28 protein-coding genes are annotated in these 16,136 nt (G+C 44.1%); all 28 read right to left on the reverse strand.

All coding sequences use genetic code 11. The features are described 5' to 3' along the window. Positions 1-13 precede the first annotated feature (13 nt). On the reverse strand, positions 14-244 hold the full coding sequence (locus WA1_RS21440) for a hypothetical protein (RefSeq protein WP_066612953.1): 231 nt from the start codon (positions 242-244) through the stop codon (positions 14-16). Between the two features lie 93 nt (positions 245-337). Continuing rightward, positions 338-1,432, reverse strand: coding sequence for a peptide chain release factor 1 (prfA, locus tag WA1_RS21445; RefSeq protein ID WP_017748897.1), 1,095 nt, complete (start codon positions 1,430-1,432; stop codon positions 338-340). Between the two features lie 107 nt (positions 1,433-1,539). Then, positions 1,540-1,779: a 50S ribosomal protein L31 gene (gene rpmE / locus WA1_RS21450; protein ID WP_017748896.1), complete on the reverse strand. Its 240-nt coding sequence runs from the start codon at positions 1,777-1,779 to the stop codon at positions 1,540-1,542. Positions 1,780-1,903: 124 nt separating this feature from the next. After that, positions 1,904-2,320, reverse strand: coding sequence for a 30S ribosomal protein S9 (gene rpsI / locus WA1_RS21455; RefSeq protein WP_017748895.1), 417 nt, complete (start codon positions 2,318-2,320; stop codon positions 1,904-1,906). A gap of 5 nt (positions 2,321-2,325) precedes the next feature. Then, positions 2,326-2,778: a 50S ribosomal protein L13 gene (gene rplM, locus WA1_RS21460; protein ID WP_017748894.1), complete on the reverse strand. Its 453-nt coding sequence runs from the start codon at positions 2,776-2,778 to the stop codon at positions 2,326-2,328. Positions 2,779-2,846: 68 nt separating this feature from the next. Then, positions 2,847-3,674: a tRNA pseudouridine(38-40) synthase TruA gene (gene truA, locus WA1_RS21465; protein WP_026135261.1), complete on the reverse strand. Its 828-nt coding sequence runs from the start codon at positions 3,672-3,674 to the stop codon at positions 2,847-2,849. Between the two features lie 79 nt (positions 3,675-3,753). Next, positions 3,754-4,104, reverse strand: coding sequence for a 50S ribosomal protein L17 (gene rplQ / locus WA1_RS21470; RefSeq protein WP_017748892.1), 351 nt, complete (start codon positions 4,102-4,104; stop codon positions 3,754-3,756). Between the two features lie 90 nt (positions 4,105-4,194). Beyond that, the gene (locus WA1_RS21475) at positions 4,195-5,142 is read right to left on the reverse strand and encodes a DNA-directed RNA polymerase subunit alpha (RefSeq protein WP_026135260.1); all 948 of its coding nucleotides are present in this window, start codon (positions 5,140-5,142) and stop codon (positions 4,195-4,197) included. A 307-nt stretch (positions 5,143-5,449) separates the two neighbouring features. Next, positions 5,450-5,848, reverse strand: coding sequence for a 30S ribosomal protein S11 (rpsK, locus tag WA1_RS21480; RefSeq protein ID WP_017748890.1), 399 nt, complete (start codon positions 5,846-5,848; stop codon positions 5,450-5,452). Between the two features lie 48 nt (positions 5,849-5,896). Next, positions 5,897-6,277: a 30S ribosomal protein S13 gene (rpsM, locus tag WA1_RS21485; protein ID WP_017748889.1), complete on the reverse strand. Its 381-nt coding sequence runs from the start codon at positions 6,275-6,277 to the stop codon at positions 5,897-5,899. A gap of 218 nt (positions 6,278-6,495) precedes the next feature. Beyond that, positions 6,496-6,609, reverse strand: a complete 114-nt coding sequence (gene rpmJ, locus WA1_RS53015) for a 50S ribosomal protein L36 (RefSeq protein ID WP_072040794.1) — start codon at positions 6,607-6,609, stop codon at positions 6,496-6,498. Positions 6,610-6,983: 374 nt separating this feature from the next. Next, positions 6,984-7,208, reverse strand: coding sequence for a translation initiation factor IF-1 (gene infA / locus WA1_RS21490; protein WP_006276978.1), 225 nt, complete (start codon positions 7,206-7,208; stop codon positions 6,984-6,986). Between the two features lie 244 nt (positions 7,209-7,452). Beyond that, on the reverse strand, positions 7,453-8,010 hold the full coding sequence (locus WA1_RS21495; protein WP_017748888.1) for an adenylate kinase: 558 nt from the start codon (positions 8,008-8,010) through the stop codon (positions 7,453-7,455). Then, entirely contained in the window at positions 8,010-9,323 is a 1,314-nt protein-coding gene (gene secY, locus WA1_RS21500; protein WP_017748887.1) for a preprotein translocase subunit SecY, read from the reverse strand. Before secY ends, WA1_RS21495 begins: the two co-directional genes overlap by 1 nt. A gap of 127 nt (positions 9,324-9,450) precedes the next feature. Continuing rightward, on the reverse strand, positions 9,451-9,894 hold the full coding sequence (gene rplO / locus WA1_RS21505; RefSeq protein ID WP_017748886.1) for a 50S ribosomal protein L15: 444 nt from the start codon (positions 9,892-9,894) through the stop codon (positions 9,451-9,453). 78 nt (positions 9,895-9,972) lie between these two features. Next, complete coding sequence (gene rpsE / locus WA1_RS21510; protein WP_017748885.1) at positions 9,973-10,500, reverse strand: 30S ribosomal protein S5; 528 nt, start codon at positions 10,498-10,500, stop codon at positions 9,973-9,975. Positions 10,501-10,600: 100 nt separating this feature from the next. Further along, positions 10,601-10,963 carry a 50S ribosomal protein L18 gene (rplR, locus tag WA1_RS21515; protein ID WP_017748884.1) on the reverse strand — a complete coding sequence of 121 codons (363 nt, stop codon included), beginning with the start codon at positions 10,961-10,963 and terminating at the stop codon, positions 10,601-10,603. A gap of 2 nt (positions 10,964-10,965) precedes the next feature. Continuing rightward, complete coding sequence (gene rplF, locus WA1_RS21520; protein ID WP_017748883.1) at positions 10,966-11,511, reverse strand: 50S ribosomal protein L6; 546 nt, start codon at positions 11,509-11,511, stop codon at positions 10,966-10,968. Between the two features lie 108 nt (positions 11,512-11,619). Continuing rightward, on the reverse strand, positions 11,620-12,021 hold the full coding sequence (rpsH, locus tag WA1_RS21525; protein WP_017748882.1) for a 30S ribosomal protein S8: 402 nt from the start codon (positions 12,019-12,021) through the stop codon (positions 11,620-11,622). A gap of 20 nt (positions 12,022-12,041) precedes the next feature. Then, positions 12,042-12,590 (reverse strand): 50S ribosomal protein L5, encoded by a 549-nt coding sequence (rplE, locus tag WA1_RS21530; protein WP_017748881.1) that lies wholly within the window; start codon positions 12,588-12,590, stop codon positions 12,042-12,044. Between the two features lie 129 nt (positions 12,591-12,719). Further along, positions 12,720-13,073, reverse strand: a complete 354-nt coding sequence (rplX, locus tag WA1_RS21535; protein ID WP_017748880.1) for a 50S ribosomal protein L24 — start codon at positions 13,071-13,073, stop codon at positions 12,720-12,722. Next, positions 13,073-13,441, reverse strand: a complete 369-nt coding sequence (rplN, locus tag WA1_RS21540; RefSeq protein ID WP_017748879.1) for a 50S ribosomal protein L14 — start codon at positions 13,439-13,441, stop codon at positions 13,073-13,075. Before rplN ends, rplX begins: the two co-directional genes overlap by 1 nt. Positions 13,442-13,480: 39 nt before the next feature. Next, a complete protein-coding gene (gene rpsQ / locus WA1_RS21545; RefSeq protein WP_017748878.1) occupies positions 13,481-13,741 on the reverse strand; it encodes a 30S ribosomal protein S17 in 261 nt (86 codons plus the stop codon). A gap of 6 nt (positions 13,742-13,747) precedes the next feature. Beyond that, positions 13,748-13,978: a 50S ribosomal protein L29 gene (rpmC, locus tag WA1_RS21550; protein WP_017748877.1), complete on the reverse strand. Its 231-nt coding sequence runs from the start codon at positions 13,976-13,978 to the stop codon at positions 13,748-13,750. 3 nt (positions 13,979-13,981) lie between these two features. Further along, a complete protein-coding gene (rplP, locus tag WA1_RS21555) occupies positions 13,982-14,413 on the reverse strand; it encodes a 50S ribosomal protein L16 (protein ID WP_017748876.1) in 432 nt (143 codons plus the stop codon). A gap of 82 nt (positions 14,414-14,495) precedes the next feature. Further along, positions 14,496-15,281: a 30S ribosomal protein S3 gene (gene rpsC, locus WA1_RS21560; protein WP_017748875.1), complete on the reverse strand. Its 786-nt coding sequence runs from the start codon at positions 15,279-15,281 to the stop codon at positions 14,496-14,498. 21 nt (positions 15,282-15,302) lie between these two features. Then, positions 15,303-15,668 (reverse strand): 50S ribosomal protein L22, encoded by a 366-nt coding sequence (gene rplV, locus WA1_RS21565; protein ID WP_026135259.1) that lies wholly within the window; start codon positions 15,666-15,668, stop codon positions 15,303-15,305. Positions 15,669-15,767: 99 nt separating this feature from the next. After that, positions 15,768-16,046: a 30S ribosomal protein S19 gene (gene rpsS, locus WA1_RS21570; RefSeq protein ID WP_017748873.1), complete on the reverse strand. Its 279-nt coding sequence runs from the start codon at positions 16,044-16,046 to the stop codon at positions 15,768-15,770. Positions 16,047-16,136 lie beyond the last annotated feature (90 nt).

Below are 16,136 nucleotides of genomic sequence, written 5' to 3' on the forward strand. Positions count from 1 at the left end.
TTGAAAAAAAGTTTTATGCCTTCTTCTTGAAAAAAAGTTGCCTGCCTTCTTCTTGAAAAAAAGTTGCCTGCCTTTCTTCTTGAAAAAAAGTTGCCTGCCTTCTTCTTGAAAAAAAGTTGCCTGCCTTCTTCTTGAAAAAAAGTTGCCTGCCTTTCTTCTTGAAAAAAAGTTGCCTGCCTTTCTTCTTGAAAAAAAGTTGCCTGCCTTCTTCTTTATTTAAAACGGGCGAGGACGCCCGTTCCACAAGATCAGAAGTTTCACAAGATCAGAAGTTCCACAAGATCAGAAAATACTGTGGTGCGATCGCTGGAATTTTTAAATTCCTAGCCCCTAGCCCCTAGTTAGTAGCAGAGGCAAGTTCCGCTAAACGTTCTTGCTGATCTTGAGAGATACAAGCTTGAATAACGTGTTCAATTTCACCCTCTAGGAGTGTACTGAGTGGGTAGTTTTCACCCAATCGGTGGTCGGTGACACGGTTATCTTTATAGTTGTACGTGCGGATTTTTTCAGAACGCGAACCAGTTCCTACTTGGCTTCGCCGCATGGAAGTGACAGCTTCTTGCTGTTCGCGTAACTTCATTTCATACAGCTTTGCTCTGAGGATCTGCAATGCCCGTTCTTTGTTTTGTAACTGGCTGCGTTCTTCCGTACAGAAAATACGGATACCAGTAGGTTTGTGGAACAAATCAACAGCTGTTTCCACTTTGTTGACGTTTTGTCCACCTGCACCGCCAGATCGAGCCGTCGTTAATTCAATTTCCTTGGGATCGATGTGGATTTCTACATCATCCACCTCTGGCATAACTGCCACAGTAGCGGTAGAGGTATGAACTCGTCCGCCAGCTTCCGTAACTGGTACACGCTGTACGCGATGTACGCCAGCTTCAAATTTTAGTTTGCTGTAAACGCTATCACCCTGAATTTCTAAAATAGCTTCTTTGAAACCGCCCATTTCTGCCAAAGATTCACTGAGCATTTTTACGCGCCAACCTTGGCTATCAGCATAGCGTGAGTACAAACGTACTAAATCTCCAGCCCAAATACTGGCTTCATCACCACCAGTACCCGCACGAATTTCCAACATAATGTTTTTGTCATCATTTGGATCGCGGGGTAGCAGCAATATTTTTAGGCGATTTTCTAATTCTTCTATTTTCTGCTCGAGTTCATTTACTTCCAAAGCTGCCATTTGCTGCATCTCTGGATCGCCGTGAGCTTCTTTTAACACCTGACGCGCCCCTATTAAATCTTCCTGCGCTTTTTTCCAGGTATCGTAAGTGTCTACAACTTCTTCTAACGTGGAGCGTGCCTTTGCGATCTTTTGATACTCATCAGGGTTTTTAGCAGTATCGGGGTCGGCTAGGCGACGAGTCAATTCATTAAAGGTTTGTTCAACTGACTTGAGTTTCTCCAGAAGATATATTTCAGCCATGACGGGTTCAGTCACTCCTTAAAAAAATAGCAAATTGGCTTGAGCATTAGATACGACAAATCGACCCAGCCGATGCAGGGTCGTCGTTAAAAGCTAAAGCCAGCCCGCTACTTTTTACGTTTACTGCTGGTGGTTTGACCTTCCATCATGCCGTACTTCCTCATGAAGCGCTCTACGCGACCTTCGGTGTCTATAATCTTCTGCGTTCCTGTGTAGAAAGGGTGGTTTCCAGACCAAACATCTACGTGCAATTCAGGCTTAGCAGCGCCTACAGTCATAACAAGTTGACCGTTGCAGTAAACTTTGGCTTCAGGATACCACTGAGGATGAATACCTTTTTTAGCCATTTTCTCTTCCGTGGTTGATGTCTATGATAATATTATAACTTTTTGGGGATTGGGCATGGGGCATGGAGCATAGGGCATTGTCAAAGCTATTAAATTCCCCATTGCCCATTGCCCATTGCCCATCTTATCGCTTCGAGTACTGAGGTGCTTTGCGAGCTTTATGCAAACCGTACTTTTTGCGTTCTTTAGCGCGTGGGTCACGAGTCAGATACCCTTCGCTTTTCAAAGGTGAACGGTTATCGGGATCGAGTTGGCACAGCGCACGAGCAACTCCCAAGCGAACAGCATCTGACTGTCCGGTTAAGCCCCCGCCTTCAGCTTTCACTAGGATGTCATACTCGTTTTCCAAACCTAGAGTTTCTAGCGGTGCCTTGGCAACGGCAAGATAATTCGCATTGAACTGGAAATAAAGGTCTCCTGGTTTACCATTGACAATCATTTGTCCGGTACCGGGAACCAACCGAACTCGCGCTATTGCGGATTTTCGACGACCAGTACCCCAATACATGGCACGACCGCTGTTGGTGTCTGTTGCTTGCATGAATCTTATTCTCCTGGAATTGTCTGAATTTTTAACTCTTTGGGTTGTTGTGCTGCATGGGGATGAGTTGGTCCGGCATAAACTTTCAGCTTGGTAAACAGCTGACGCCCCAAACTATTCTTGGGTAACATACCTTTAATAGCGTGTTCTACAATCCGTTCTGGCAAACGTTGTTGGAGCTTATCAAAGGTTTCGGTCTTCATACCACCCGGCCGACCAGAATGGCGGTGGTAAACTTTTTGACTGCGCTTTTTACCAGTAACGGCTACTTTCTCAGCATTGATAACGATCACAAAGTCACCTGTATCCATGTGAGGAGTATATTCGGGTTTATTTTTTCCTCTAAGAATCATGGCGATTTCAGTAGCTAGGCGACCAAGGCGTTGGTCAGCCGCATCTACTACATACCAATTATGCTGAAGTGCTTTTATGGGAGGAAGGAACGTTTTGTTAGTCATTTGTTAGTCATTTGTTAGTTGTTAGTTGTTAGTTGTTAGTTGTTAGTTGTTCTACTATCTACTAACCACTAACTAAATACAAATTTTGGTTGAGTATCAAACCAAATTTCTGGAGGAAAGGGAAAATCTGGATAGCCCACTCGCAACAAACATAAACCTTGGGAAGGTGCAGCGTGTTTTACTTCTTCACGCCGTTCGTATTTCCATAGGTCAGTAAAGTTTTCTGGTGTCCGCTGTCCTGAACCTACTTGTACTAGCATCCCTACTAATAGCCTCACCATACCGTATAAAAATCCATTTGCCTGAATTTCTATGTGCAGAAACGATCCATTGCGATAGCACTCCGCAGCTTGTATATCTACCCAGGAGTGCTTTCGTACTGAATTCGCTCGGTGAAAAGCAGCTAGGTGATGATGCCCAATTAACGGTTTTAAAGCCGCTTGCATCAACGATTCATCCAAAGGGTCAATATAATAATGCCAACTCACGGCGCTGGCAAACAAGTTCGGTAATCCTTCAGTATATAACGTATAACGATACCGTCGGTAGATGGCACTAAAGCGAGCGTGCCAACGGTCATTGACCTCTGCTGAAGCCCGAATCAATATATCGTTGGGCAAATAACTGTTCAGGATAACTGCCCACTTGCAAGCTGGAATTGGACTGGTGACATTAAAGTGGGCAACTTGAGCAGCTGCATGAACTCCAGCATCAGTTCGCCCAGCACCATAAAGTGTTACTGGATAACCCAGTACAGTAGCGATCGCTTTTTCAATCTCTTCTTGAACGGTACGCTGTTGTTTTTGCCGTTGCCAGCCATGAAAATGAGTACCCAGGTATTGAATGACCAGGGCGACTCGATAAGTTCTTGGTTTAGGCTGCTGGCTGTCTAACATAAGGATGTTGTCATTTGTCATTTGTCATTTGTATTAAAGATTAATAACTAATGACTAATGACCAATGACCAATGACAAATTAAACCAATTCAATGATTGCCATTTGAGCATTATCACCCCGACGAGGTACGGTATGTAGAATTCGGGTGTAACCACCTTGACGATTGGCATACCGAGTGGGGACTTGTTCAAACAAAGCACGAACTAATTCCTTGTCATATATATAACCAAGGGCTTGACGGCGTGCTGATAGGGAACCATCTTTAGCTAGGGTAATCATTTTGTCAACTTCAGCACGTAATACCTTAGCTCGGATTAAGGTGGTTGTGATTCGTCCGTGACGGATCAGTTCGGTAGTCAGCGATCGCAACAAAGCACGACGCTGATCGGCTGGTTTGCTAAGTTGTTTAACTCGACAACGATGACGCATAATCTTTGTTCGTGGTTAGTGGTTAGGGTTAGTAGTTAGTGGTTAGTGGTTCTATTACTAATAACAAATAACCACTAACCATTAGCCAATTTAAGGATGTTTTGAAGCTCTTTCAGTTGGTAAGGTAATACCCAAGCGTCGCTGTAGGGCTTCAACCACCTCTTCAGCAGACTTTTGACCAAAGTTTTTGATTTCTAATAGGTCTTCTTGAGTGTAATCTAGTAAGTCGGCAACAGAGTTAACCTGTGCTCGCTTGAGACAGTTATAAGCTCGTACTGAAAGTTGTAACTCTTCAATAGGAATTTGAGCGGTGGGATCGTCTGGAATATCAGTAGCTGTGTCTGTAGGTTCCAGCGAAATATCTTTTAATGGATTGAATAGCTCTACCAAAATACCTGCAGCGCCTGAAAGTGCCTCTTGTGGAGTCAGACTGCCGTTTGTACATACTTCTATCAACAAACGGTCTTTTGGTATCCCATTATCTCCACGAGTTTCTTCTACGCTGTAATTAACTTTTCGCACTGGCATAAATATTGAATCGATTTGAAGAAAGTCCAAAGATGTAGCTTCTTCACGACCCCTCTCGACAGTGCGATATCCCTTACCTCTTTCAATCCGAAATTCCATTTCCAACTTCCCACCTTCCGCAACCGTAGCCACGTACTGAGTGGGATCGATCACTTCTACTTCACTGGGTAAATCAAAGTGTGCTACTGTGACTGTTGCCGGACCTGTAACAAGTACTCGACCAATCTGGGGTTGAGATGAATAGCTTTTGAGGACGACTTCCTTCATTTTCATGAGGATTTCCAAAACATCTTCCCGCACACCCGGAACGGTAGCAAACTCGTGTGAAACGCCTGCAATTCTTACTGCTGTTACTGCTGTACCTTCTAAATTAGAAAGCAAAACCCTTCTCAAGGCATTACCAACTGTAGTTCCTTGACCCCTTTCTAGGGGTTCTAAGACAAATCTACTGGCTTGACCTCTATTTTCTTCAGTATTAGATTCTACACATTCAATTTGAAATTGTGCCACGGAGTAGCCTCCCTTATTGTCGAGTCCTGTAAGAGGGGCAATCAAATTGCCTCCACAAACACTTGGTTGTAGCGGAAATTTTCTTCACCAGTGTTTAAGGGCGGACAGGTACGTTCTAAACGTCTGCCTTCCCAAATTTATTTTTTGCCTTATAGCTATGGTGAAATTTTGAGACTTCCAAATAGCTAACAGACAGCAGTCATATGTCGTTTACTATATTGCCGCTTTGAGTTCGCACCGCAGTGCTAGCTCAAAACCCATGACTCTCGCACCACAAGAGCGATGACCACTTAAGTGGTCATCGCTTTTACACGCGGCGACGCTTGGGCGGACGGCAACCATTGTGAGGAATTGGAGTAATATCTCGAATGAGAGTAATTTCCAGCCCTGCTCCTTGAAGTGCTCTGATAGCTGTTTCTCTACCTGCTCCCGGACCGCTGACCATTACCTCTATCTGGCGCATTCCCTGATCGATAGCTCGGCGTGCTGCACTTTCTGCTGCTGTTTGTGCGGCAAAGGGAGTTCCCTTTTTAGCTCCTTTGAAGCCACTAGATCCAGCACTTGCCCATGACACAACATCTCCGTTTGAGTCGGTAATGGTGACAATGCTATTGTTAAAGGTAGACTGGATGTAAGCAACCCCATTTGGGACATTACGTTTTTGCTTCTTGCTACCTGATTTTTTGTTACTTTGTTGTCGCGCCATATCGCTGTGATTTTTCGTAAATTGCTGTAGATAAGCGTTAGTAAAGAATTACTTAGCTGGGGCCTTTTTCTTACCCGCCACTGTCTGCCTTCTCCCCCGACGAGTTCTGGCATTAGTACGAGTTCTTTGTCCTCTGACTGGTAAGCCCATACGATGGCGACGCCCCCTATATGTACCGATATCAACCAGGCGCTTGATATTCATCGCTTCCCAGCGCCTTAAATCACCCTCTACTTGATAGTTACTTTCTATCTCGCCTCTTAGGGCTGCTATATCAGCATCACTTAGCTCCTTTACACGGGTGTCGGGGTTAACACCTGTTGTTGCTAAAATCTCTTTGGAACGAGATAATCCAATTCCGTAAATATAGGTTAGACCTATCTCAACACGCTTGTCTCGTGGAAGGTCTACTCCGGCAATACGTGCCACAATTGTCTCCCTCTTTGTCAGTTATCAATTACTTAGTTATTTACTTAACAGTTACCCAGTACCAGTATATTGTTTACTTATCAGTCATCAATACTCAGTTACTAATTCACAGTTACCCAGTGTAAGCAAATTATTTACTGGTCACTGGTCACTGGTCACTGGTCACTGGTCACTGGTCACTGGTCACTGGTCACTGGTCACTGGTCACTGGTCAGGTTTTACCCTTGACGTTGCTTGTGCTTGGGGTTGGAACAAATCACCATGACGCGACCACGACGTCTAATCACGGTGCATTTTTCACAAATCTTCTTAACTGATGCTCTGACTTTCATGTTGCTTATTTTGACTCCAAATAGAAAATTATAACATATAATGGGAATTTATGCTGTGAGATACATCTAAAACCCAATTTTTCTGTTTGTGGTAATATTTTCTACAAGTGTTAGGTTTTTCACTCAAGAGTAGATTTTACCTTTGGTGAACTTGTGTTGCCACTTCACTTGACATGAGCGATCGCTTCTTAAAATTTTTAGAAAACTCAGGTAGCCTCTCGTTGGGATATAGCCTAAAATATGGGAAGTATTTTCAGATTTATCCCGAAAACTGTCACTTCGGTAGGGCAACAATCACAGTGGTTCCAACAAAAATCGCATCTCGGTCAATAAATCAACTGAAATTATCCAAGCGCAAAAATTGTTTGTTCGGTCTACTTCTTCCGAAGTCGATAAGTGATTCTACCTTTTGTCAGATCGTAAGGAGTTAACTCCACCTTGACGCGATCGCCGGGTAATATTTTGATATAGTTACGGCGGATCTTGCCAGAAATGTGGGCAAGGACGTTAAATCCGTTATCGAGGTCTACACGGAACATGGCGTTAGGAAGGGACTCGGTAACTGTACCTTCCATTTCAATTAGGTCTTGTTTAGACAAGTTTTTTCCTCAACTCAACAGTCTCCTTTTCAGTTTTTCAAACGCAGCTAGGGTAGCTCTAGTGTGCAGAAGAACATATTTTGGAGAATATATCAACAGTTCATTAATATATCTTATCCAAGATTTACACACATTTGCTTGCTAGGAGATTGGGAATTGGGAATTGGGCATCGGGAATTAGGCATTGTAAAAGCTATTCAATACCCCATTGCTCCATGCTCATTGCCCCATGCCCATTGCCCATTTACGAAACAACGATTTTTTTCAAATCAGCAGTGACTTCTTCTGGGGACTGATTGCCATTGACACAGAGCAGGAGATTGCGATCGCTGTAAAAATCAATTAAAGGAGCTGTTTCGGAACGATAGACCTCCAAACGGTGACGAATCACTTCTTCTGTGTCATCGTTTCTGCCCCGTTCCAGCAATCGGGAAATCACGATATCATCTGGGACTTCCAGATTGATTACCCTTTCTCCTCCTTGCTGGTGGAGTTTTTGTAGCAATTGCTCCAAGAAAACAGCTTGATTAACAGTACGGGGAAAGCCATCAAGAATCCAACCAGATTGAGCATCTGGTTTGCCAAGACGTTCCTCAATCAGATCCTCAATAAGTTTATCGGGAACCAAGTCCCCCTTATCTAGATAACTTTGAGCTTTTACACCCAAAGGAGTTTGGTCTTTAACTGCTTGACGTAATATTTCACCCGTAGAAATATGGGGCAGATCGCAATCCTGAGCTAAATTTTTCGCTTGAGTTCCTTTTCCAGCTCCTGGCGGTCCCAAGAAGATTAATCGCGTCACTATTGTTTCACCATTCCTTCATAGCGCTGAGAAATAACGTAGGTTTGGATTTGCTTTGATGTATCAATCGCCACACCAACTAGAATCAGCAAAGAGGTAGCACCCAAGCCTCTAAAAGTTGGGACACCCAAAGCACTTTCAACGGCAGTAGGGATAATTGCAACCAAGCCTAAAAAGATCGCACCCAAAAAAGTTAATCGATTCACCACGCGTTCGATATACTCACTTGTTGCCTTACCCGGACGAATACCGGGGATGCTAGAACCCATTTTCTTCAAGTTCTGTGCCACATCTACCGGATTAAGAATCAACGAAGAATAGAAATAGCTAAAGAACACGATAGAAACGAGGTAAACGAGAGCGTAAACCCAAGATCCGGAAGCACCAGGAACAAGATAAGTGTTAACAATCCTTGAGTATTGTGGATTGTTAATGAAATTTTGTATTAACAGTGGCAAACTCAGAATAGCAGCAGCAAAAATGATTGGCATCACGCCCCCTTGATTAAGACGTAGGGGTAGATAGCTGCGCTGTTCTGCAAAAAGTTTTCGACCAACTTGACGGCGTGCGGAGATAATTGGGATGCGGCGGATTCCTTCTTGTACGAAGACAATACCAACAATCGTGGCTAGAAAAAGCAGCAGCAACACAATAACACGACCAGCGATTTCCCGACCGCCAGTTTGCACAAAGTCGATAGTATCACCTAAAGCCTTTGGCAATGTTGCCACAATGTTGACAAAAATCAACAAAGAAGCTCCATTCCCAACACCTCGTTCTGTAATCAGTTCGGATGCCCACATGACAAACATGGAACCTGCTGTCAAGGCAAGGGCTGTCTCAATGACAAAAATCGGTCCGTAGCTTTGGGCAAAAGGTTTGAGCCAGAAAGCAGCCAAAAAAGAACTTTGAATAATTGCCCAAATGAGAGACACGTAACGAGTCACTTGAGAAATTTTTCTTCGTCCTGCTTCACCTTCATTTTTCTGTAAGTTTTCTAAAGCAGGAATGGCAGCCGTGAGCAATTGGATAATAATCGAGGCATTGATGTATGGCAAAATACCTAAGGCAAAGACTCCCAATGCTGAAAGTCCGCCTCCGGAAAAGATATCCAAAAAGCTTAATATCTGGTTATTACCTTGAAGGGCTTGAGCAAATTCTGCCCTATTTATTCCTGGAATGGGCAAATGTATCCCCAAGCGAATCAACAGGAGAATACCCAGGGTGACAAGCAACCGACCTCTCAGTCCTGCGGCTTGTGCCATCTGCATAAAAGTTTCTTGAGCCGTTGGAGCTTTTTCTCGACCGAGCATAGAAGGCTACCTTTGAAATATGAAATATGAAGAAGTATGAAGTGTGAAGTTATGAACTACGAACTTTGAAGTATTAAGAAGTATAAATTTTTTCATCCTTTATCCTTCATCCTTCATCCTTCATTTTTCATATCACTTCGCAACTTCCACCAGCTGCCTCAATTTTGGTACGGGCTGTACCTGTGAAAGCGGCTGCTTTTACTGTGAGCGGAACGCTCAACTCCCCATTTCCCAGGATTTTTAAAGAACCTTTTGAGGCAGTTAGAATACCTGCTTCCTTCAGTGAGTCCAGTGTTACTTCTGAGTTTGGGGGTAGAGCAGCAAGCTTTTCTACATTAATCGTAGTGTAAATCTTACGGTTAACGAGGGGAAAGCCCTTCAATTTAGGAATACGGCGGTATAATGGCTGCTGACCACCTTCAAAGCCAGGTCGAGTGCTGCTTCCAGAACGTGCGTTTTGACCGCGCATACCTTTACCAGCGCTTGCGCCCTGACCAGCGGCAACGCCTCTACCCAGACGGCGACCGCGTTTCTTAGATCCCTTTTGGGGGCGGACATCATTTAGTCTCATAATTAATTTGTTAGTGGTTAGTGGTTAGTGGTTAGTGGTTAATGGTTAGTGGTTCTACTCACTACTAACTACTAACCACTAACTAATGTATAAATTTTCAACAGGGATGCCTCGGTCTTCAGCAACTTCTGTAAAAGTACGCAGGGTAGACAGCGCATTGACAGCAGCTCTGGCATTATTCAGAGGGTTGTTGGAGCCGAGTTGTTTTGCTAGAACGTTACGAACGCCTGCCAATTCCAATACTGTCCGAACAGCACCACCAGCGATTACCCCAGTACCTGGTGATGCAGGGCGCATAATAACTTTTGCGCCACCACCAGTCCCATTAATCGGGTGGGGTATTGAATTGGATTTGGTGATGGGGATATCAATAAGATGTTTTTTGCCGTCGGCGACACCTTTCTTTACAGCACCAATAACATCTGATGCTTTGCCGACGCCCACGCCGACTTGACCGCGTTCGTTACCCACAACAACGATCGCTCGGAAGCTAAGCTTTTTACCGCCTTTAACAACCTTGCTCACACGTCGGATCTGGATAACTCGCTCTTGCCAATTAGTTTCTTCCTTTTTCGTCCGGTTGGTTTTGCGACGATTTGTTGCCATTATGATATGTACCTCATATTAATTGTTAATTGTTAATCGCTAGTTGTCAGTTGTTCTATCAACTACTAACTACTAACCACTAACCACTAACTAATGTCATTTAAAACTCCAAACCAGCTTCACGGGCTGCTTCAGCGAGTGCTTTAACGCGTCCGTGATAGAGGTTTCCACCACGGTCAAAGACAACTTTTGCGATCCCCTTGGACAAAGAACGAGATGCAATCAACTTACCAACTTCTATGGAAGCGTCGCAGTTTCCACCTGAAGACAATTTAGATTTCAACTCTGGTTCTACAGTGGAGGCAGCTACCAAAGTATGATGTTGTGTATCATCAATCACCTGAACATAAATATGCTGGTGAGAGCGAAATACAGCTAATCTTGGGCGCTCGGCAGTTCCACTGACTTTGCCACGAATGCGTCGTTGGCGACGTTCTCTTGATTCTTTGCGAGTACTCTTCATTTTTACTTCTTACCCTTACCAGTCTTACCAGCTTTACGTCTAACGGCTTCACCGGCGTAACGAATACCCTTACCTTTATAAGGTTCTGGTGGACGAACATCACGAATTTTAGCTGCTATGTTGCCTACCACTTCTTTGTCATAACCACTGACAATAACGTTGGTGTTGTTTTCAACAGCAAACTGAATTCCTTCTGGGGGAACAATTTGTACCTGATGGCTGTAGCCCATGTTCAAAACCAAGTTACGACCTTGAACAGCAGCCCGGTAACCCACCCCTTGAATTTCTAAACGGCGTTGAAAACCTTGAGAAACTCCTTCAACCATATTGGAAACCAAAGTCCGGGATAAACCGTGCATTTGACGAGATACGCGGGAATCATCCCGACGATTCACCTGCAATATTTCTCCCTCTTGGGAAACTGTGACTTGGGTTGGCAATTCGCGAGAAAGTTCACCTTTTGGGCCTTTAACAACTACCTTTGCGCCATCAATAGTCACTTGTACTTTGGCAGGAACATTAATTGGTCGTTTACCAATTCGAGACATAACTTTCCTTTTGTTAGTTGTTAGTTGTTAATTGTTAGTTGTTAATTGTTAGTTGTTAATTGTCAAAAAGTACCACTAACCACTAACTACTAACCACTAACACCATATCTACCATACATAGCAAAGTACTTCTCCACCTAAGTTTTGACGCCGTGCTTCCCGGTCTGTCATGATCCCGCTAGATGTGGAAATAATAGCAATGCCAATACCGCCTAGTACCCTTGGTAGCTCTTTCTTATTGGAGTAAACTCGCAAACCTGGTTTGCTTACCCGCTTTAAGGAGGTAATTAGGGGTTGGCGATTTTTACCCTTGTATTTTAAGGAGATGGTGAGTTCGCGCTTAACGCCTTCTCCCACTTCTTCAAAATCAGAAATAAAACCTTCTTCCCGCAGCACTTTTGCAATGTTGCGAGTCATCTTTGTGGATGGCACGTGTGTTGTTTGATGCCGCGCCATGTTGGCATTGCGAATGCGCGTCAGCATATCTGCAATTGTGTCGTTTACCGCCATCTTTTCCTCTTTAAATCAACTTATTGCTCGCGAAAAGGCATTCCCATTTCTTTTAGTAAAGCGCGACCTTCTTCGTCATTTTTTGCTGTGGTAATGATGGAAATGTCCATACCACGAACTTGATCGATGCTGTCGTACTCTACTTCCGGAAATATCAGTTGCTCTCTGACACCTAAAGTGTAATTACCCCGACCATCAAAGCTTTTAGGGCTAATACCGCGAAAGTCACGAATCCTTGGTAGTGTCAGGTTGATCAAACGGTCAAGGAAGGCGTACATCCGTTCGCCTCTGAGGGTCACCATAATGCCCACAGGCATACCTTGACGAATTTTGAAGCCTGCGATCGCTTTTTTTGCTCGGGTCACTACAGGTTTTTGACCGGTAATGAGTGCAATTTCGCTCAACGACGCTTCTAGTGCTTTAGCATTTTGAGATGCTTCCCCTAAACCTCGGTTGACGGTAACTTTCACCAACTTTGGTACTTGATGAATGTTTATGTATTCAAACTGCTTCATCAGTTTGGGGACTATAGTCTCTTGGTATACAGTTTTCAGTCTTGGTGCTGCCATAGTCTTTTGTCCTTAATTTCCCTGGGCTTGGTCAGGGAACGTTGTTATTTGTCCTTTGTACGAGTGTCCTTCGTCCTTTGTCCTTTGTCATTGGTTTTTTACTAATGACAAATGACTCATGACTCATGACTATTTATCAAGAATTTCACCAGTTTTTTTCAGCATTCTAACTTTCTTCCCTTCGGAGGTGAAAGTGTAGCAAATACGACTGGCAACGTTTTGCTTAGTGGAATAAAGCATGACGTTAGAACTGTGGATAGGATACTCCTGGTTGACAATTCGTCCGGATTCGCCTTCCTGCTGTGGTTTAACGTGCTTTGTTTTAATGTTGACACCTTTGACGATGACTTTGCTTTCTTGGGGGAGGGCTTTAATAATTTCACCCACTTTGCCCTTGTCTTTTCCAGCAATCACTTGCACGGTGTCTCCGGTTTTGACGTGCATTTTAGAGAATTTGGGCTTTTCCTTCTTTTTGGTCGCCATTACAGCACCTCCGGAGCCAAAGAAACGATTTTGGTAAAGTTTTTGTCACGCAGTTCCCGTGCTACGGGACCAAAGACGCGGGTTCCTTTTGGGTTACCGTCTTTGTTGATAATAACTGCGGCGTTGTCGTCAAAGCGAATGCTCATCCCACTGTCTCTACGTATGCAGTGGCGAGTGCGAACAATCACCGCTTCTACAACGTCAGACTTTTTTACAGCCATGTTGGGAATTGCGTCTTTAACAACAGCAATAATTTTATCGCCTACAAAGCCGTAACGGCAGTTACCAGCACCTAGAACGCGGATGCACATCAATTTGCGAGCACCGCTGTTATCTGCGACATTGAGGTAAGTCTGGGTTTGAATCACTGTTTATCTCCCTTGCATGTGTTGTTAGCTATCTAACAACTATTTCGTTAACTCAGCGTTCTTAGTGGTTAGGATTTCAGTGACTGTCCAGCGCTTAGTTTTACTGAGGGGTCTGGTTTCCTGAATCCGAACGCGATCGCCTATTTTGCACTTATTTTCTTCGTCATGTACCTTATATCGTCTGGTTTTCACAACGATTTTGCCGTATTTGGGGTGGGGAGAGCGGTTTTCGATAGCGACGACTACCGTCTTTTGCATTTTGTCGCTCACAACCAAGCCCACTCGTTCTTTTACTGCCATATTTTTCTACTCTGCTTCACTAGTGGCTTGACTTACAGACGCCCGCTTGCGCTCATGTTCTACTGTTAGTAATTGAGCTAGGCGATGTCGGGCGTGTCTGAATTGGTGGGGTTTTTCCAACTGTCTGGTGGCTTTTTGCAAGCGCAATTGAAACAATCGTTTTTTAACGGCGAGAATTTCATTAGACAATTGTTCGTCAGTTAATTCTCTTGCTTCTGAAATTTTAGGAAGAGCCATAACCTACACCTCCTGCTGTTGCTCTTGTTCAGAGCGTTTAATAAACTTCGTTTTAATTGGCAACTTGAAAGCCGCCAGTCGCATTGCTTCACGAGCAATTTCTTCCGTTACACCAGCAATTTCAAATAAAATTCTGCCCGGTTTCACGACAGCTACCCAAAACTCTGGAGATCCTTTACCGGAACCCATACGGGTTTCTGCTGGACGCATGGTAACTGGTTTGTCAGGGAAAATGCGAATCCAGATTTTACCGCCCCTACGAATATAACGAGTCATTGCTCGACGAGAAGCCTCGATTTGCCGGGAGGTAATCCAAGCGGGTTCTAAAGCTTGGAGAGCAAAATCACCAAAGTTAAGGCTACTTCCGCGAGTGGCTTGTCCGCTCATCCGCCCGCGTTGTTGTTTGCGGAATTTAGTTCTTTTTGGACTTAACATATTTGTCAATTGTTAATTGCTAACTGCTAATTGCTAATTGCTCATTGCTAATTGCTACTATTAGTCATTAGCTATTAGCCATTTACCCTTCGTTAGAACGGTCTTCAAATTGCTGGCGACGGCGATTTTGACGGCGAGAAGGGGGACGATCGCGATCGCGGTCACGATCTCCTCGGTCACGATCGCGAGATCCTTGTGGTGGTGGAGTTTCTTCCTGTCCGGGAATAATTTCTCCTTTAAACACCCAAACTTTAATGCCAAGAATACCGTAGATGGTTTTAGCCGTGCAGTAAGAGTAGTCAATGTCAGCTCGCAAGGTGTGGAGGGGAACGCTACCTTCACGAGACGACTCTGTCCGAGCAATTTCTGCACCGTTGAGGCGACCGCTGACTTGAACTTTGATGCCTTGTACTCCTGCACGTTGAGCGCGTTGAATAGCTTGGCGAACGACTCTCCGGAAGGAAACCCGACGTTCTAACTGCTGAGCAATGTACTCGGCAATCAAGTAAGCATCAGCATCGACTCGCTGTACTTCAACAACGTTAATGCGAATCTGACGATTGCTGCCTAACAGTTGTTGAAGCCCTGTCCGCAAAGCTTCGATTCCTTGTCCACCTCGACCCACGACTACGCCTGGTCGAGCAGTGCGAACTTCTAGATCGATCTGATCTGCTTTGCGCTCAATCCGGACTTCAGAAATTCCGGCGTTGTTTTGAGCAGATCTACCCAGTTTTTCTTCTATATATTTACGCAGTTTGCGATCTTCTTGAAGAAGTTCTGGATAGCGGTTAGGGTCTGCAAACCAACGGGATTGGTGCTCTTGGGTAATTCCCAAACGAAAACCGACTGGATGTATCTTCTGTCCCACAAATGCTTCCTCTAAAATTTCTTAATCTTTTGCTGCGTTGGGGTCAGCAGCTACAGCTACAGTGATATGACACGTTGGTTTGCGAATTTGGTAAGCCCGACCTTGTGCTCTAGGTTGAAATCTCTTCAGCACAGGACCTTGGTCTGCATAAGCTTGAGTGATTACCAAATCGGCTCTATCTAAGCCAGCGTTATGCTCCGCGTTAGCTGCTGCACTTCTAAGTACTTTTAGTACTGGCTCGCAGGCTCGATAGGGCATGAATTCTAAGATAATCAGTGCTTCTCTATACGAGCGTCCCCGAATTTGGTCTAGTACGCGCCTCACTTTTAGGGGAGACATACGTATAAAGCGGGCGATCGCTTTTACTTCAGTAGTATCAGTTGCCATAATTTTCTCCATCAAAAAATTTTGGATTTTGGATTTTGGATTTTGGATTTTGAATTTTAGATTCAATCCAAAATCCAAAATCTAAAATCTAAAATTCTTTTATCTCCCTGATTTTTTATCACTCTTAGAGTGACCTCTAAAAGTGCGAGTGGGTGCAAATTCGCCCAATTTGTGTCCCACCATTTGGTCACTAATAAAGATAGGAACGTGCTGACGTCCGTTATGAACGGCAATGGTATGACCAACCATGAGGGGTAAAACTGTTGAAGCCCGCGACCAAGTTTTAATAACTTCCTTTCTGTTGGCTTCGTTAAGTTTTTCAATTTTGTTTAGAAGATGATCCGCAACAAAGGGACCTTTTTTTAGAGAACGACCCATAATTTAACAATAGTTAGTGGTTAGTGGTTAGTGGTTAGTGGTTAGTGGTTAGTGGTTAGTAGCTACCAACAAACAACTAACCACTAACTC

It is taken from the genome of Scytonema hofmannii PCC 7110 (assembly GCF_000346485.2).
Lineage (GTDB): Bacteria > Cyanobacteriota > Cyanobacteriia > Cyanobacteriales > Nostocaceae > Scytonema > Scytonema hofmannii.

Coding starts and splice junctions, on each gene's coding strand:
- rplF (WP_017748883.1), bottom strand. CDS start 11,511: ATGTCTCGAATTGGTAAACGACCAATTAATGTTCCTGCCAAAGTACAA.
- truA (WP_026135261.1), bottom strand. CDS start 3,674: ATGTTAGACAGCCAGCAGCCTAAACCAAGAACTTATCGAGTCGCCCTG.
- secY (WP_017748887.1), bottom strand. CDS start 9,323: ATGCTCGGTCGAGAAAAAGCTCCAACGGCTCAAGAAACTTTTATGCAG.
- prfA (WP_017748897.1), bottom strand. CDS start 1,432: ATGGCTGAAATATATCTTCTGGAGAAACTCAAGTCAGTTGAACAAACC.
- rplE (WP_017748881.1), bottom strand. CDS start 12,590: ATGGCAGCACCAAGACTGAAAACTGTATACCAAGAGACTATAGTCCCC.
- rpsE (WP_017748885.1), bottom strand. CDS start 10,500: ATGGCAACAAATCGTCGCAAAACCAACCGGACGAAAAAGGAAGAAACT.
- rplV (WP_026135259.1), bottom strand. CDS start 15,668: ATGGCAACTGATACTACTGAAGTAAAAGCGATCGCCCGCTTTATACGT.
- rpmC (WP_017748877.1), bottom strand. CDS start 13,978: ATGGCTCTTCCTAAAATTTCAGAAGCAAGAGAATTAACTGACGAACAA.
- rplP (WP_017748876.1), bottom strand. CDS start 14,413: ATGTTAAGTCCAAAAAGAACTAAATTCCGCAAACAACAACGCGGGCGG.
- rpsK (WP_017748890.1), bottom strand. CDS start 5,848: ATGGCGCGACAACAAAGTAACAAAAAATCAGGTAGCAAGAAGCAAAAA.
- rplR (WP_017748884.1), bottom strand. CDS start 10,963: ATGAAGAGTACTCGCAAAGAATCAAGAGAACGTCGCCAACGACGCATT.
- rpmJ (WP_072040794.1), bottom strand. CDS start 6,609: ATGAAAGTCAGAGCATCAGTTAAGAAGATTTGTGAAAAATGCACCGTG.
- rplO (WP_017748886.1), bottom strand. CDS start 9,894: ATGAGACTAAATGATGTCCGCCCCCAAAAGGGATCTAAGAAACGCGGT.
- rplM (WP_017748894.1), bottom strand. CDS start 2,778: ATGACTAACAAAACGTTCCTTCCTCCCATAAAAGCACTTCAGCATAAT.
- rpsI (WP_017748895.1), bottom strand. CDS start 2,320: ATGCAAGCAACAGACACCAACAGCGGTCGTGCCATGTATTGGGGTACT.
- rpmE (WP_017748896.1), bottom strand. CDS start 1,779: ATGGCTAAAAAAGGTATTCATCCTCAGTGGTATCCTGAAGCCAAAGTT.
- rpsS (WP_017748873.1), bottom strand. CDS start 16,046: ATGGGTCGTTCTCTAAAAAAAGGTCCCTTTGTTGCGGATCATCTTCTA.
- rplQ (WP_017748892.1), bottom strand. CDS start 4,104: ATGCGTCATCGTTGTCGAGTTAAACAACTTAGCAAACCAGCCGATCAG.
- rplX (WP_017748880.1), bottom strand. CDS start 13,073: ATGGCGACCAAAAAGAAGGAAAAGCCCAAATTCTCTAAAATGCACGTC.
- rpsH (WP_017748882.1), bottom strand. CDS start 12,021: ATGGCGGTAAACGACACAATTGCAGATATGCTGACGCGCATTCGCAAT.
- rpsQ (WP_017748878.1), bottom strand. CDS start 13,741: ATGGCAGTAAAAGAACGAGTGGGCTTGGTTGTGAGCGACAAAATGCAA.